Genomic DNA, 14535 nt, shown 5'->3' with positions numbered 1-14535 from the left:
GACCGGCCCGGTATAGGTTACACCAGTTTGAAACTAACAACTTCGTCAGGGAATGCTACGTTTACACCGAGTTTCCACTGTGTATCGAAGCGGACTTCCTGAGCCTCTTTCGCAAAGAAGATTTCAAATTTTTCTTCTTCATTTAGCATGTCGGTGCCAAGAAAAATATTTGACCAGCGAAAGCCGAACACCCGGTTAGTGCCATTGAGGCCGTTCAGAGCAACCAGTTTAATATTGGTGCCTGGGATGGTTAACTCTCCATCGGTATTATCAGCAGAATAGTGGTAAAGGTTCTTTTCGCGGAGTGCGAGAACATACAGACGGAACAAATCCCAGCCCAGTACGATTTCCGTATCAGGCTTGTCCAGCAGCGCCACGGGGAGTGCCTTAAATACACCATCTACAATATCAATGATGTTCGCCTGAGTTACTCCTGTAGCAACAGCAATGGGTCCCCCATTTGTGAGCGCGGCTGTATTGGACAGGATTTCGTTGGTGGCTGCGTCAATGAGCTTAATCAACCCGTCGAACTTATTCAAATTGCCGTCTGCGGATGCGGTATCCCCCTGCCAGATCGCAACCTCGTTCTGTGCAGCAATGCGGGCAGACTTTTTGTCGGTGTAATCCTGTTCAAATGGGATGCTTTCGTTCTTACTGCCTACCTGTAACGCCTTTTGGGTGTATTTGCTTTCTAAAGTTTTAGGACACAATGCTTCCTGAACCTTAATTTTACCCACAACCACCGCCCGCTGGGTGATAGCAGTGGTGCCGGATGCCGTAAATCCACAGGCCGCGCCAGACTGAAATACTGCGTCAGTGTCGATTCGGTTGATTTGTTCGGAAGACTTTACGCCAGTCAGCACGTTGCCCTGTGCGGATATTTTCTGTTGTGTTTTTGCCCCAAAAACGCTGGAGGTAACGAGCAGTGCTTCGTTTTCTTTTGTATAGTTTGCTAACGTACTTACGTCGTATGCCATCGTGAAATGATTTTAATGGGTGGGTATTGGTTAACTGGCGGTATTCTGCTTGCTTAGGCGTTCGTTAAAGGCTTGTACACCTTTCTGCATCTTCTCCAGTGCGGTTTGTTTTACATCTTTGTTGCTACCAAATACCGTCTGGCGGGGTTTCTTGATAGGGTCTTCCTTGCCTTCGCTGGCAGAAGCTTCTACAGCATCCACCATGCTGGCAAATGATTCTCCGGTAGCCTGCCGAAACATCTGCATGGCAGTAGAAAGGCTGGCGATCCGTTGTGCCATCCAGGCCAAAGACTGTTGAATGCTTTTAATTTCTTCTGACCAGTCGATTCCTTTGCCTTGATCTGCGGCCGCCGGTGCGGGATCTGCTGCCATTTCTTCTGCTTTGGGGCCTTCGGCGGCGGGGGCAGGCTTAATCTCTGAAATAACACCTGGATCAGTGACAACGACGATAGAGCCATCCTCCATTTCATATTCTGCTGCCGGCGCGGGGGTAGGGTTACCATCAGCGTCTATAATAAATAGGCTGGCGCCCACTTCTAACGCGGTATATTGCACCTCTGTCCCGTCTTTTAATTTGCCAGCAATAGTTTCTGCTGGGGGAGTATCGGCGAAATACGTTTTCAGCAATATCCGGGCTTTATCCAATGCTTCTTTTGCTGTCATGTACAAACTGTTTATACATGCACATATCAGAATTGCAACCTCCGTTCGGTTTTAAGCAAAAAAAAATCCCCAGCAGGAATGCCAGGGAGGATATTAAACAATGGGTAGGGTGGGTTACTCTTCTACCTGATCCAGTAGCTCTTTTATTTGCAGCATGAGGGCTTCTTCTGGATCAATTTCCGCTATAGGCTTGTAGTTAAACAGACCTTCCACGCTGAATCCTTTGTACTCACCTTCTTTAATTTTATCCCAGGTATCAGTGTTATTAATTTTGGCTGTCAGAAACCATGTTCCATCAGGCATATCTTCAAACCCGGCAAGCGGCTGCTTACCCTTCTCGCGATCTACTATCCAGCTTTCAAAAAATACACTATCAGCTACAACAGATCCACTTTCATGCATTATATTAATATTGCCTTGGTATCCCTTTTTGAAAAACCGGTAAGCGATTTTCCCGATAGTATCCGCAGAGAAAACCACATAGTATTTACCGTTCTTGTCACTCCGGAAGATAGGCTCATCTGGCACCATAGCTGGGCCGGTGACGATCTGCTGTTCTTCATCCTGGATGGCAAATAGTTTGCGCTCTGCGAAAGCGAGAAAGTCCCGCTGTATGGCCGGCCTATCCACTAGGGATACAAAGTTCACCTCATTGTCGTCTGTTTCGTCGTCGCTTATAAGCAACTGAAATACTGGTAGCTTTTCCATGTGATTAAAATTTGGCGTTTTCTTCTATACTTGCTACTCGCTTTTGCTTATCCGTTATGTCACTTTCCAACACGTATACACGGGTGGCATTTTGCGCAGACTGTTGTGCAATTTGCTGCTGAAGCAGGGTTGTAGCATTCGGCTGAATTGTCGGTACTGGCGGGGCAGGCATACTTGGAGCAGCGCCGGCGCTGGCACCACTACCCGCTCCGGGTACCTGGGTGCTTATTATTTTTTTAACACGCGCAACACCAGCAACAACTGCGGCCGCCGCGGCAATGGCTCCCAAGGCTGGACCTACAATAGGGATAGGTGATAGCGCAGTAAAAGATGATTGTGCGGCCTGGTAAGTGCTAATCGTAGCATCTGCGATCGCAACACCTTTACCAATTGCAGTTTGCTGCCCTAATACGGTAGTAGCTGTTTTCAGCACAGAGCTTGTAGCCTGGAGTGCATCCTGTTTAGAAAGCTCATCTGCTATCATGCTGACAGCTAGTACCGCGCTCGCAGCCCCTTCAACCTCGCTTCTGTCCTCACCAGCTTGTGCAGATTGTGATAAAACATAGGATGTATCTGAAATCGCCTTTTGTTTCTTCTTTTCTATTTCATCCAGCCTTACAGCATCTTCTGCAATCCTATTTGTGGTATCAGTAGTTAATTGTTGTTGAGCGCCAGCAATATTTATTAACTCTTTGGATATGACCGCATTATGATCATGCACAGATGTTTGTAGGGAATCATTAAGCTGCTTCCTTCTGGCCAATTCATCCTGTGCCTGTTTTTGCTGTATCTCCTTTGTATCATATCCAAATTTTCTATAAAGCGACAACTGTGCTTCAAATTGCTGCAGGCGCAACTCATATATATTTTTACCGGCAATGGTCGCGGCCTGTAGCTGGGTATCTTGCGCCCGTTGTAGTGCCAACAATTCTTTGTCAAAAGCCGCTTTGCGATCTGCCTCTCTGGCCTGGAGTATTTCCTGTATAGTCCCTTTTGTATCCAGGCCATATTTTTTTTCCAGAGCTAACTGTACTTGTAGCTGGGACTCACGAATACCTATTGTAGACTTGCCGGCGTCTTGCAAGGATTGTAATTCTAACGCCTGTCTATTCTTTAATATTTCTACTTGTCTTTGTCCCTCTTTCTGTTCCTGTTGAATTCTGAGTGCCTGCAATTCGGCAAAGGCGGCCGCCTGTGCCTCCCGGTCCTCTTTAGTCCCGTCCTTAGTGATCTTTACTTTATTTTTTGCTATCTCCAATTCCAGGGCGTCAGACTCTTTTTCCCGGGTGGCGCCATAGGCGCGTAATACTTTCAAGTCGTTCTCCTGTGCCTTTATTAAAGCTTCGGTTGCTTTCCTTGCAGCTTCTTGGATTTGGTCAGCCACTTCATCATTAAACCCTTTTACATATGCATCCCCCAGGCGCTTTCCAGCTTCCCCGGCAGTTTTGATAGCCCCCTTAAAGTCGCCTGTAAATAGGTCCCCTATGATATCGCCAATTATTTTAAAGTACTCAACGATCACGCTAAAGGCGCCCATGGCTATTGCCTTTATCTTATCGAACAATTTTCCGAAACCCTCAAATGCAGGGAATAACTTTTTTAACCAGGCCTCAATTTTGTCGAAATTGGCAATTACAATTCCAAGCGCTACGATAAGGACGCCTATCCCAGTAGTAATAATAGCGGATCGAAGAGTGCTAAATGCACTCACTACATTTGTTTTAATAACAGCTCCAAGTCGTTGGAAATCCTTCCAACTATCTGCAATAGTAGAGAGTCCCTCGGTAATATTCATAGCTCCCTGGAGCTTTACCAATTGCTTCTGAAGCTCATCAGATTCCCCTCCGAATACTGCCATTGCTCCCTGAACTGCCTGGAATCCTGCTGCTACAGATGCTATGGCGTTCCCGAATGCCTTAAATTTGGCTCCTGGGTCTGCCAGCTCCACACGCTCATTTAAATCAGCTATTTCGTCACGTAGTTCAGCTATCCGGTCAACAGCTGCTTGTGCCTGGGGGGACAATTCGCCAAACTGGCGAGAAAGTCGTAGGGCTTCGGCCTGTGCCTCTTTTATTTCTTTCTTTATACTACCGACACTCTTAGCCGCCTGGCCATCGCCAGAAACATTAACCTTTACCTCTACATTTTCTGTTGCCATGCTTTAAAATGAATATAAAACAGTAATACGTGCACCAGCCGGGAGTGGGCTGCCAAAAATTAGTTTACCTAAAACGGGGTCAAAATCCCATTCATCAAATGCTGGGATATCTCCGAAATTTTCTACCCCTATTAAAGGGCTTCCATCAATCAATACTTCCTGTGGCATGCCGTTTAGGAGAGAGCTGTTTATATAGCTTTTCCCGTCAGCTGAAAGGCCCCCGCTACCATATGTAGCAGTGAATCTTATCCTATCCATTCCGCCAATAGATCCATAGCTGTCTTGAAGAATCCAGGCACCGCTAGCCTTCTGATAGATATTATGCGCCTGTATATCAAAACATACATCACCATCAACCCCCAATGGTATTGATGGTATGCCAACGATAAAGAATATACGCGCACCTGCATTGGCACCACCCAGGACATATGTCCGCAAGTCAGATGCTGTTGCCTGTAATAGTTCGCCTGTGATCGGGTTCTGGCATACTCCTAATATGTCATTCGCCGTTATTGTGCTGGCCGGGTTCAGCTGTATTATTTTCTTGTCTGCCATTATGCGTAAGGTATTCTTGCAGGTGATTCATCACTATGCAGCAGGTATCCGTCGTCACTCCATTTTAGAAACCCAGGACGGACCACTTCCACGGAAACGTTAGATTTAAATAGCTCTACAGGCGTTGTTTGCTGCCCCATGGGCTTGTAGTTTTCTACCTTATTGAGCCGGAAATATGTGTTGTCAATTTTAACCAGGCGTTTAAAGTCCAGCTGGTTGATGTCGGAAGGGGTTAACAAAATAAATGGCTTCCACAGCTTACTATCTTTATTTGTTATTTCGTTAATGAACGGCTCCCAATAAAATCGGAATAAGCCTAAATCGGAATAGGTATTTAGTGCAAAGAAAATTTCGATTGGAGGGCCAAAGCATAGATCCCGGCTCGGCGTAATGGGGTCGTCAAGCATCCCAGCATAAGGATAATCTATATATGAAGCCATTGCTACACCGGATGAATCCACAATTTTCCAGGTGGCGTACCCTCTGTTTTGATCAATAGATATGTAACTCCTTTTTAGGCCACCCCATTGAAGAATGCGAATATTAAAAGTGTCTATCTGCTTGACGCCATCAGCATTCACCTTGTATATATGCGGTATAACCCGTTGGCTTACTTCTGGAATTTGCACCGATATTGTTGGGCTGAAAATGAGTTCGACCTTATTTTGGTCCTTCTCAAACTCATTTTCAGCGACAAACTTCTTTTGCCCGAATACCTCATTGTATTTTTTGAAATATCTGTCATCATTATAATAATCTGTGTCCTTCTTATACGTAAATATGAATTCCTTGCTTGTAAGCTGCCCCATTGGAGTAACCTCAATCTCCTGACTGTAATCCACTTTGCTTGTCCAGTCTACGGCATTCCCGGCGTAGTTATCATAAAACCATGTTTCCGGGGTAATGATTAGGTTCTTATCGTCGTTTTCGTCTGTAAATACATATAAATTGTGCATCAGGATGATGGACTTAAAAAAGTCTTTCTGCGCTACACTACTGCTGATTAGATCATGCATCATTACCGGCGCACCATCATCGACCGGATAAGGAGAGTCATCAGTTGGGGAGGGAGCAATAACGGAGCTTTCTGGGAATATTGTTGAAACATTTCTTGGGGACATGTCCATACTCATCGTAAGCACATCTCCCGCTACCCAGTCTTGCTTGGGTATCTCTATAATTTCTTGATGGTGGACGACATGGTATGATCCTAGCTTTTTGCTTGCTATCACCTGCCCATTCTTCCGAATGTTCATGTAACATCCTTCGTTCTTTACAATAAACCACATTGAAAACTGGAAGGAAGTTGTAATATTCCGGGTGATAATTATTTTTGTGCCACGGCTCTCATCATCAGTTACCTCAATAAACCCATATTTATCTTTAACCACTGTGCCCCCCCACCAGTTATAAACTTCGCGCCATTGACCGGTACGCCGGTTAACTGTATATCTTTCACGGCTATAGCATTCTAAGAAACGCGCCTGCGTTGCAGTCTGATTATACTCCTTCTTCTCAGTACATGGGATATGAAGACCCCTAAAATATGGCTGGGCGAAAAAATTGCACTTATAAGTAAATCCAGCATTGGCGAAGATTCTATTGATATACTCCAATACATACACTGCTGGCCTAAATCCGGTAATAGGGAAGTTAACCCCATCTACAGACATGCCGTAATCAATAAGTGGATATACATAGCCGGTACCCGGTGTGCCATACCAACTAGCTTCAATAGTGCCTACATCTAATGTATGGTCCAGGTCAGAAAAGTCAAGATCTGAGAGCTTACTATCTCCCAGGGCAAAAAGAATGTCTGATAGGCGGCCCAACACATTCGTTTCATAGGTTATAAGATCTTTATTCCGGGTAACCTTCAGTAAACGCAGGACACCGCGGAATACCTGGATACCATCTACCAGCACAATTACCTTTGCTGCCTTGTTTGGGTTGAAGTTATAACCAATGTTGGGCAAGGCAGGGTTGTACTCATTCTCCACATTGATATCGAATATCTGCGCAAACAGCGCATTATTCTTAGGGGTGCCGGGTAGATCTATCGTTTTGGAAAAGTCTGTACGACGCTTATCCGGTTCCCGTATATCCTGGATGGAGTACGTAAAGTCGGTATCAATATCCTCCGTGAGGTCAAGAAGTTCGCCTTCCATTATAACAGCTGATCGTATCATCAACTGTATATATCAGAAATCGACGTTCTGTTCGTGAAAATTTATATAGATTGCATATAATTTGTATATGTCAATTCTATATCTGCCTCCAAATTGAACATTTTATCTACCCTTGTTTGTTTACGGGTATAGTCCTGCATCTTCATATCAACAGGGATAAGTATGTTCTGCCCAGCCGGCCCGCCGTATTCGCTGGCGGCTACTTCCTGGTAAACAAGTGGGGAATACATAAGCCCTTCGAGTAGTTCAGATTCTGTGTCAGTCAGGTAATCACTTATTACCTTTAGCTTTTCAGTATAGGACGTTGAGTAGTTGCGGACTGTAGCTTCAAACCGCCTGTTAGTTGCATCGTATGCTGTGCGGCGGTTGGCAGCCTGCCGCTGATATGTTTTCTTTTCGTTTGTCTGTTCTGGACGGGAAGCCAGCATAAAGTTAAAAGAATCGAAGCCGCCAAGTTCATTAAGAAAATATAAGCGCACGCCTGGGAATCTCTCACACTGGCTGTATAGATCCAGGCGCATAGTGTTGCCGCCGGGGGGAGTAATGGTATAGTACGCTGCTGCATTGTAAATTGCAGTGGAAAACCCGACTATTGAGTACAGGTGATCGAATCCGGCATGCAGGTGTAAAGCCCGGTTGCTGGTATTGGCAAGGCTGGTGTATGGATTATTGATATTATCTGAGTAAAGGATTGTGCCGGCCATGTTGTATATGGTAAGTCCAAAGTTTGCCATGGCGGCGGCATCTGATTGCAATATGGACAGTATCACGCTGTCACGCTTCCGCACCACCTGGCGTGGGAATCTGGTAAGGAACTGTTTGTTTAGGTAGGTCGCCTGGGAATAGAAGGCGAACCGCTTATTATTCATCGCTGCATTGAATATATACCCAGAATATGATGTAAGGTTGGCATGTACCACATTGTTATATTGCTCTCCAAACTGCACACTATACCCTGAGATAGCGCCTGCCCCTGTTACCACAATGTCGGCCCCTGCGACCTCGTTTAGCTTGCAGTAGTTTGCAGCCACCAACTCATGCAAATTCCGGCTGATATCGAAATCAATTGGCTCGTTTCCGGCAACCTGTGGCTGATATTTTAGGGTAACCAACAGTTGCCCAGTACCACTATATACATCCACCACAAATTTAAAATCAGGTTGGGCGTAGTTATCGCTGGAAATACTGAATACTACTGGATTAAAAGCTGGTGTAAATTTATCTGGGGTTTCAATAACAGTAATAGCCATACTATTTAAGTCTTTCAGTGTTTATATTTACGACAATATCTTTAGCGAGCGCCTGCGCCAGCTCCTTTGTCATGTCTGCCAGTACTTCATTTATACTAACCTGCTTAAAGTTTGTAGCGGCAATACCATGTCGTTTAATCCCAATACCCAGCGCTATTGCCAGGTCATTCCGGCGAACCTTATTCCGCAGATATCCGCTAGTATGTTTGCCGCGTAACCCTTTTGGCGCTGTAACATCAGACAGTATAGATTTCTGCCGAACCCACAGGATAAGGGCCTTTTGCATGTCCTTCCCAGGAAACGCCGTTTTGAATTTATAGGGACTGGTGGTATTCTTGTTTTTGGGACCAATACCTTGAACTCCTTTGTCTACATAGTCGGCATATGACGCCATGTAAAATTCCGCCTCATATTTAGCGCTTCCCTTAGTATATTCAACCCGGATACTTTGGGAAAGTGTTCCCGATGCGGATATCTCCCGGCCATTCTTTTGGGTGTTCAGGTTTCTTTGCAGGGCCTCCAGTAAACGCCCCATGTGCTTAACAAAGATCTGCTCAACATTATCCAGTGCCACCGGTTCCGGCTGCGTCCCTAAGTTATCAAGGAACCCACTATTTAATAGGTTTTGCTGCCGTTGTGCTTCTGTAGCCATTTTCTTTGCTCTTCTTTTTCGTTATTAGCCTTATCCTTCAAGTATGCCATGTCATTTAGAAAGTTTATTGTTGATAGGTCGTATGCCTGCGCCAACGGTATCCGCTCCATTTCAGCAACATTACATGCAGATATTAGCCACCCCCAGCGACTGCTAAAGCCTGTGTCCACATCAGGTGTTCCTCCTTCGCCATCGTCTGTCTGTTCTGTGTCAAATAATCCGGAATACCTTTTAAGAAGGCTGCCCAGAGTTGACAAAAAAAAAGCGCAGTAGCATGAGCCTGTACAATTGGTAGCTGCTTCATGGCCTCTGATACCTGTTCGAATGGAATGGCGCCATAGTCCAAAACAGTGCGGCCGCGCCATGTGCGCTTTGTCCCCCGGCAGATGGCTGCCAGCATGCGGTGCATGTTGGTGATAAACTCTGCCGGTTCCTTTGCGCAAGCCATAGCATCAATGAACTGACCAGCCACCAGGTCGCGGAAATCATACAGCACTTTGTAGGTACGGCCGGTGACGGTAAAATAACGAGATGGCTTCACTGACGGTATCTCCGCCCCATGCAGGAAGGCTATCTTCTTTATCTCCTGCTGCAGGTCGGATAACAGCATATTCTCGTAATGCTCAGTTTGCTTCCCTTCCAGGCAACAAAGTAACTGTATATCTCGGTCTATCTCATGATCGAAGCCGGTATCGGTAATGATCTCGTACAACTCTTGATACTTGGCGACGGTTATTTTATCCCACATTATCAACTATTTTTAGTGTTCGCCAACCGACGCTTCGCTGGCGATGCGGTTTTAACCACTTGTCTGCCGGTAGTGATGCCCTGGGCAGATAAGTATTCTTCAAGTAAACCTACCAATGGCTTCACAATGGTATTGCCAGCCTTTACAAAGTGGACATTTACGTCCTTTAATTCGCCGTGATGGCTTAAAAATTCATGTGCTGTCATGATGTCTGATTTATGCGAGGGTATAAACCCCGCTGTTATTGTTAGCCAGATGATTAAGCCCTACATATCGCAGCGGATCAATCAGGTGGTTCATGAAGTCCACAGGCTCATTGATAGTCTTACCATTCTTATCTTGCTTCCACTTATAGGTATTCAGCTCCTTACGGAGGTTTACACTATCCTTTGTAACATTCAGCTTCCAGCGCTTTATAATGTCAATACTGGACTTCACGCTATCCGGTCCTTTCAATGCAGGCATTACCAACAATCCTTCATTGTTTATTTCCATGATCGATTTAGGCTCACTGCTATCAGCAACAATTTCTTCCCATGGCTGGATACCGGCTTCTTTTGCCTTTCTGGCGATAGCCGGGTTTGTGAGTCCAGTTTCATAACACAATTCACGCAACCATAACTCACCGTTTTGCTTCCAGACGCCTAACAGCCCTGTTTCGTCGTTGGTAAATCCGAAATCCAAACCATAAGCTACTAACGTTGCATCGGCCGGTATCTCATCTACCAGGAACCAGTTGCGGAAAATCAATCCTTCAATCTTACCTGTCAGCCCGCGGCCATATACTTTAAAGAGTTCGTAATCCTTATGTCGCAGTGCCTCTATCTTTTCACGGATCTTCTGCGGGCAGAACGGATTATGGCGGTGGTCACTGATCAATAACCTGGTGTTGGGTTCCGGTATTATCTCCGTATGTACCCAGAACTCAGCATTCGGGTTGTAGTCGATGAATACTTGGCGCTTAGTACGCATTGCCAGTTCGTAATACACCAGGTAAGGAATACCGTTTGCCTCGTTAATGAACAGGTAGTCACGCTTTCCTGACTTCGCGTCCTGCGGTGTCAGGTAGCTGGTAAACTCTATTATTGATCCGTTCCAGAACCTAAACACCCTATCGGTGCGGTTGTACTGTATAACCATTTGCTGCAGCTCTGTGGACGCCGCGAGTATTGTTTCAGCATCCCTTAGTGCACCTTTCTTCAGATTGGGCATGTCTTGCCCCACTACCGTAATGATCAGGTTCGGCGCCTGAACCGCCTTCGTAAAAAGCACCTGCAGAATACTATATGTCTTCCCGGAAGATGTACCCCCTTGATTAACAATGGTGTCCTCCTTTGCATAAAGATTAGCTTCGTATAGTGGCCCAACCTGGAACATTCTAAATATCTATATCTACATCCTTCTCTGATGTCGGAATGGCCATTGCCAGCGCCGGCACGACCTTTACTTCAACGCTCGTTATGTCTACCTTACTTTCCACTACATGTTTGTCAACCCAGCCGTAATTGGCTTTTAAATCGAAAATTATCCCCGAGGTACTTCCCTCTGCGTTTGCGAGAGCATCTCCCTTGCGTGCTAATACTTCTTCTTCTATCCCGATGATAGTTTCTGTATAGGCGGGGTATGTGCGGTAGTCACCCCAGCTTTCCCGACTGATACGCAGATATACCTGAAATGCCCCTAGCGTGTAAACTTTAGGGGAGGGCACCTTTAGGACCTTCCCAGCAGACACTTCATATTTTATTGCGTTATCGCATTTTGCCTTATACTCCTGCCAGGCGTCTTGTATTTCAACCACTGAAAACTTATAGCTTTCAGCTGGCCTTCCGGGATGCTCCTGTTTCTTTGGTCTTCCTTTAGCCATGATAATCCTGTTTACCCTTACTTGTCAGATGGAACGCGTTACACTCATCGCACCAGTAGTGCCGGCACTCCTTGCGTTTACGCATGCCCTTCCGGCGCTTATTGGACCTGATCCAGTAAAGCGCCTGTTGTGCGTCTGCTTTGGATAGTGCGCGCTTGTTACACATGGTTAACGGCGTCTACGTTTGCGCGCCGGCAGTTTGTTAGCGGCCGCTGAGGGAGCAGGGGGAGTCTCTGGCTGGGCATGGGCTACGATTGCAGATACCAGCCCGTCAAAAGTTGTAGCACCAGCTTCTGGCTTTGTCAGATACTCATGAATTAAATCATCAACCCGCTGTTCCACTGCTGCGATGTGGTCGAGGTGTCGCTTCGCTGTTGCAGTGAGCCCCTTGTCTATCAAGACTCGCTGATCGTAGTTGGTATACAGTAGGCGTACCAGGTCAACTACGCAGTCGTTGCACCATAGCGTAAACCTTTGCGGGCCGACAGCCTCATTAAACACCCGTTGCAGCTCGCGTTTTACCGGTTCGTCCAGGTTGCGCATATAGCCGGCAGTAGTAAGGGTAAGCCAGTGTTCCCGGTGCTTCTCTAAAATCTCTATGTGTTCAGGTGTAAAGCTCATTTAGATATAGTTTTGTACAGCAGTACTGCGAGTACGGAGGACATCGCCCCTATAAACACTACCTGCATACATGTATATATCGAAAAAGCCTGTTCTGTTTCTAAATACCCGGAAATAAGTCCCAGCCACCAGCCCATGCACATTTGGCAATCGAACGGTTTTAGCCGGTGCTTGTATGCATCCCGGCCCCATATGCGCATTTTGACCCAGTGAGGTATGCCTGACTCTATGAATATAAGGGCCAGGCATGCGGGGCCGGCGATATGAAGCAATACTTTATGCATGTGATTTTAATTTAGCCCTGACTGCCTTACGGGCGTTCTGCACCGTCCCGTGGATGCTTATTAAGGGGATGCCTGTTTCGGCAGATACAGTGCGCATATTCCCTTTTTCTGCGTATAGCTCTACGATGCCTCTATCATACCAGTACAATCCCTGTACCGCCGCTACCACATCGTTAATCACATCCTCATCAATACCCGTGTCCTGACCAATAGCCACTATATCGTTTGCATGTTCCCTGATAATCTCAGCTTCCCGCCGATACTTTTTGTGAAAGGCACTGGTTTTGCTCTTATATTGTTTTTCTGCCATGCGATAGAAAAAGCATTTCAGGCAGCTTTCATTCAATCGGGTTAATTTTTCTTCTGGTATCTCCAGGATATAAAGCATAAGCTCCTGGTATAGGTCGTCGGCATCATCCCGACCGATCTGCCGGCATATGTTGTGATATTCATTGTCCCGGCTAAGTTGGTTAATAATCTGCTCCCTATTCATGATTTTTAATTAATGGTTATTGACTTAATACCATCCGACATCCTGGTAGATGTCGGATGGTCAACTTACACGCGGTCGTAACTAAAAGGGCAGATCATCACCCGCTGATTCCTGCAGGTCAGGTTGTTTGTAGTGAGCTGCTTCTGCTTCCTGGTATTCCGCCCCTGGGTCTGAATTGATCCCCAGCTTTTTAATGTTCCATCCCTGGAGTTGGTTGAATACATATTCTTTTCCGTTCTTAGAGGAAAGACGGCCGCGTAGGTTAACTGACACTTCTACCGTCATCCCGGGTTGATACCTGTCCAGCTTACTACAGTTGTCCTGGACAAACTCAATGCTATATGTCTGCGCATAATCGAGGGTGTCTTCCCGTAGCCATATGACACGCTTTTTAAAGCTATCCGAAATCTGCTCGGTAGGGAAAACGTTAATCAGTGTGCCACTGAGGGTAATTCTTGCTTGATCACTCATAGTAGTATTTGTTTAATATGTGTTTGAAATGTTTCTTCGTCCCGTACCAGGTGATAGGCGGCCGAATGTGATACCCACTTTTTCTCTACCTCCACCTGATCATCGCTTTGCCGGTTACTATCGACCTTCAACTCAAAGCCGTATATCTTGCCCTGCCATAGCAACACTAGATCCGGTATACCGCGTGTTACTCCGGTAGCCTTCAACTTCATTGCCTCCGCCTTATTCCGGCTACCTCCGTTCGGAACAGCAAACAACAACTTGCGTATCTGTGGGTATGTATTGTGTGCCCACTGGTAGCACCTAGCTTGCAATTGATCTTCTGTCATTACTTGCCGGTAACCGTAGCCGGTGCGGTTAATTATTCAGTGTCGCCTAATGCCTTGATCTCAGAAATGATTCGCTCCGCCTCAAATAGGTTCATTGGCTGGATATACATTGTGTCCAGCCCAAATCCACCTGTATATGTCGTGAAGCATGATCCGCCGCCACAGACATATAGCACCTGCCATTTCCCGGCCTTATCTTGATACATGTATTGCTCTATGATAATCATAATCAGTCCCCGGTATCGCTTCCGGTTAGCGTTTTAGTTTATACAATTACTTCTGATAACTGGTGAACAATAGTTGTTCGGAGGCGGGGATAGGCGGCATCCAGCTTATCGCGGCACTCCGTCACGCTGTCGGCCAGCACGCAGATGTGAACGCTGTAAGCAATGAAGTCCACATCTACCAGGTAAGCCTTATACCCCTTTAGCCTATCCTGCATTTCCGATATTTTATCTTTTCTTGCCATATGCTTTTTTATTGTGTCAGATTTATGCGGTGATATGTTTTTGACGATCAAAATATCAGATGGTGGTAAGGTGGTAACCGTGGTAGCCTACTTTATATAGCTCC

18 protein-coding genes are annotated in these 14535 nt (G+C 46.0%); all 18 read right to left on the bottom strand.

From position 1 onward, the window contains the following. Positions 1–17: 17 nt before the first annotated feature. Positions 18–977, bottom strand: a complete 960-nt coding sequence (locus tag FHW36_RS19600) for a hypothetical protein (RefSeq protein WP_145671287.1) — start codon at positions 975–977, stop codon at positions 18–20. A gap of 30 nt (positions 978–1007) precedes the next feature. Next, positions 1008–1640, bottom strand: coding sequence for a hypothetical protein (locus tag FHW36_RS19595; protein ID WP_145671286.1), 633 nt, complete (start codon positions 1638–1640; stop codon positions 1008–1010). A gap of 114 nt (positions 1641–1754) precedes the next feature. Then, positions 1755–2348: an XkdF-like putative serine protease domain-containing protein gene (locus tag FHW36_RS19590; RefSeq protein ID WP_145671285.1), complete on the bottom strand. Its 594-nt coding sequence runs from the start codon at positions 2346–2348 to the stop codon at positions 1755–1757. 4 nt (positions 2349–2352) lie between these two features. Further along, entirely contained in the window at positions 2353–4506 is a 2154-nt protein-coding gene (locus FHW36_RS19585) for a coiled-coil domain-containing protein (RefSeq protein WP_145671284.1), read from the bottom strand. A 3-nt stretch (positions 4507–4509) separates the two neighbouring features. Continuing rightward, complete coding sequence (locus FHW36_RS19580; RefSeq protein ID WP_145671283.1) at positions 4510–5061, bottom strand: hypothetical protein; 552 nt, start codon at positions 5059–5061, stop codon at positions 4510–4512. Beyond that, entirely contained in the window at positions 5061–7229 is a 2169-nt protein-coding gene (locus FHW36_RS19575) for a hypothetical protein (protein WP_145671282.1), read from the bottom strand. Before FHW36_RS19575 ends, FHW36_RS19580 begins: the two co-directional genes overlap by 1 nt. Positions 7230–7291: 62 nt before the next feature. After that, complete coding sequence (locus FHW36_RS19570) at positions 7292–8500, bottom strand: hypothetical protein (protein WP_145671281.1); 1209 nt, start codon at positions 8498–8500, stop codon at positions 7292–7294. Position 8501: 1 nt separating this feature from the next. Then, the gene (locus FHW36_RS19565) at positions 8502–9152 is read right to left on the bottom strand and encodes a hypothetical protein (protein ID WP_145671280.1); all 651 of its coding nucleotides are present in this window, start codon (positions 9150–9152) and stop codon (positions 8502–8504) included. A 133-nt stretch (positions 9153–9285) separates the two neighbouring features. Continuing rightward, the gene (locus FHW36_RS19560; protein ID WP_145671279.1) at positions 9286–9864 is read right to left on the bottom strand and encodes a hypothetical protein; all 579 of its coding nucleotides are present in this window, start codon (positions 9862–9864) and stop codon (positions 9286–9288) included. 38 nt (positions 9865–9902) lie between these two features. Beyond that, entirely contained in the window at positions 9903–10106 is a 204-nt protein-coding gene (locus tag FHW36_RS19555; RefSeq protein ID WP_145671278.1) for a hypothetical protein, read from the bottom strand. Between the two features lie 10 nt (positions 10107–10116). Beyond that, positions 10117–11277 carry a PBSX family phage terminase large subunit gene (locus FHW36_RS19550; protein ID WP_145671277.1) on the bottom strand — a complete coding sequence of 387 codons (1161 nt, stop codon included), beginning with the start codon at positions 11275–11277 and terminating at the stop codon, positions 10117–10119. A gap of 1 nt (position 11278) precedes the next feature. After that, complete coding sequence (locus FHW36_RS19545; RefSeq protein ID WP_145671276.1) at positions 11279–11764, bottom strand: terminase small subunit; 486 nt, start codon at positions 11762–11764, stop codon at positions 11279–11281. Beyond that, a complete protein-coding gene (locus FHW36_RS30580; protein ID WP_186452535.1) occupies positions 11757–11930 on the bottom strand; it encodes a hypothetical protein in 174 nt (57 codons plus the stop codon). The genes FHW36_RS19545 and FHW36_RS30580 overlap by 8 nt, the downstream gene beginning before the upstream one ends. 2 nt (positions 11931–11932) lie before the next feature. Next, positions 11933–12385 carry a hypothetical protein gene (locus FHW36_RS19540; RefSeq protein ID WP_145671275.1) on the bottom strand — a complete coding sequence of 151 codons (453 nt, stop codon included), beginning with the start codon at positions 12383–12385 and terminating at the stop codon, positions 11933–11935. Between the two features lie 276 nt (positions 12386–12661). Beyond that, positions 12662–13162: an RNA polymerase sigma factor gene (locus tag FHW36_RS19535; protein ID WP_145671274.1), complete on the bottom strand. Its 501-nt coding sequence runs from the start codon at positions 13160–13162 to the stop codon at positions 12662–12664. 81 nt (positions 13163–13243) lie between these two features. Then, on the bottom strand, positions 13244–13633 hold the full coding sequence (locus FHW36_RS19530) for a DUF3127 domain-containing protein (RefSeq protein WP_145671273.1): 390 nt from the start codon (positions 13631–13633) through the stop codon (positions 13244–13246). Continuing rightward, the gene (locus FHW36_RS19525; protein WP_145671272.1) at positions 13630–13845 is read right to left on the bottom strand and encodes a hypothetical protein; all 216 of its coding nucleotides are present in this window, start codon (positions 13843–13845) and stop codon (positions 13630–13632) included. The genes FHW36_RS19530 and FHW36_RS19525 overlap by 4 nt, the downstream gene beginning before the upstream one ends. 382 nt (positions 13846–14227) lie before the next feature. Next, entirely contained in the window at positions 14228–14431 is a 204-nt protein-coding gene (locus FHW36_RS19520) for a hypothetical protein (RefSeq protein ID WP_145671271.1), read from the bottom strand. Positions 14432–14535: the final 104 nt, after the last annotated feature.

The sequence above is a fragment of the Chitinophaga polysaccharea genome (assembly GCF_007829335.1).
Lineage (GTDB): Bacteria > Bacteroidota > Bacteroidia > Chitinophagales > Chitinophagaceae > Chitinophaga > Chitinophaga polysaccharea_B.
This window is presented reverse-complemented; position numbering and strand designations above follow the sequence as displayed.

Excerpts from the sequence above, each read along its gene's own strand:
- FHW36_RS19590 (WP_145671285.1), bottom strand. The coding sequence starts at position 2,348 with ATGGAAAAGCTACCAGTATTTCAGTTGCTTATAAGCGACGACGAAACA.
- FHW36_RS19520 (WP_145671271.1), bottom strand. The coding sequence starts at position 14,431 with ATGGCAAGAAAAGATAAAATATCGGAAATGCAGGATAGGCTAAAGGGG.
- FHW36_RS19535 (WP_145671274.1), bottom strand. The coding sequence starts at position 13,162 with ATGAATAGGGAGCAGATTATTAACCAACTTAGCCGGGACAATGAATAT.
- FHW36_RS19525 (WP_145671272.1), bottom strand. The coding sequence starts at position 13,845 with ATGAAGTTGAAGGCTACCGGAGTAACACGCGGTATACCGGATCTAGTG.
- FHW36_RS19550 (WP_145671277.1), bottom strand. The coding sequence starts at position 11,277 with ATGTTCCAGGTTGGGCCACTATACGAAGCTAATCTTTATGCAAAGGAG.
- FHW36_RS19565 (WP_145671280.1), bottom strand. The coding sequence starts at position 9,152 with ATGGCTACAGAAGCACAACGGCAGCAAAACCTATTAAATAGTGGGTTC.
- FHW36_RS19545 (WP_145671276.1), bottom strand. The coding sequence starts at position 11,764 with ATGGCTAAAGGAAGACCAAAGAAACAGGAGCATCCCGGAAGGCCAGCT.
- FHW36_RS19595 (WP_145671286.1), bottom strand. The coding sequence starts at position 1,640 with ATGACAGCAAAAGAAGCATTGGATAAAGCCCGGATATTGCTGAAAACG.
- FHW36_RS19585 (WP_145671284.1), bottom strand. The coding sequence starts at position 4,506 with ATGGCAACAGAAAATGTAGAGGTAAAGGTTAATGTTTCTGGCGATGGC.
- FHW36_RS19570 (WP_145671281.1), bottom strand. The coding sequence starts at position 8,500 with ATGGCTATTACTGTTATTGAAACCCCAGATAAATTTACACCAGCTTTT.
- FHW36_RS19600 (WP_145671287.1), bottom strand. The coding sequence starts at position 977 with ATGGCATACGACGTAAGTACGTTAGCAAACTATACAAAAGAAAACGAA.
- FHW36_RS19580 (WP_145671283.1), bottom strand. The coding sequence starts at position 5,061 with ATGGCAGACAAGAAAATAATACAGCTGAACCCGGCCAGCACAATAACG.
- FHW36_RS19575 (WP_145671282.1), bottom strand. The coding sequence starts at position 7,229 with ATGGAAGGCGAACTTCTTGACCTCACGGAGGATATTGATACCGACTTT.
- FHW36_RS19540 (WP_145671275.1), bottom strand. The coding sequence starts at position 12,385 with ATGAGCTTTACACCTGAACACATAGAGATTTTAGAGAAGCACCGGGAA.
- FHW36_RS19530 (WP_145671273.1), bottom strand. The coding sequence starts at position 13,633 with ATGAGTGATCAAGCAAGAATTACCCTCAGTGGCACACTGATTAACGTT.
- FHW36_RS30580 (WP_186452535.1), bottom strand. The coding sequence starts at position 11,930 with ATGTGTAACAAGCGCGCACTATCCAAAGCAGACGCACAACAGGCGCTT.
- FHW36_RS19555 (WP_145671278.1), bottom strand. The coding sequence starts at position 10,106 with ATGACAGCACATGAATTTTTAAGCCATCACGGCGAATTAAAGGACGTA.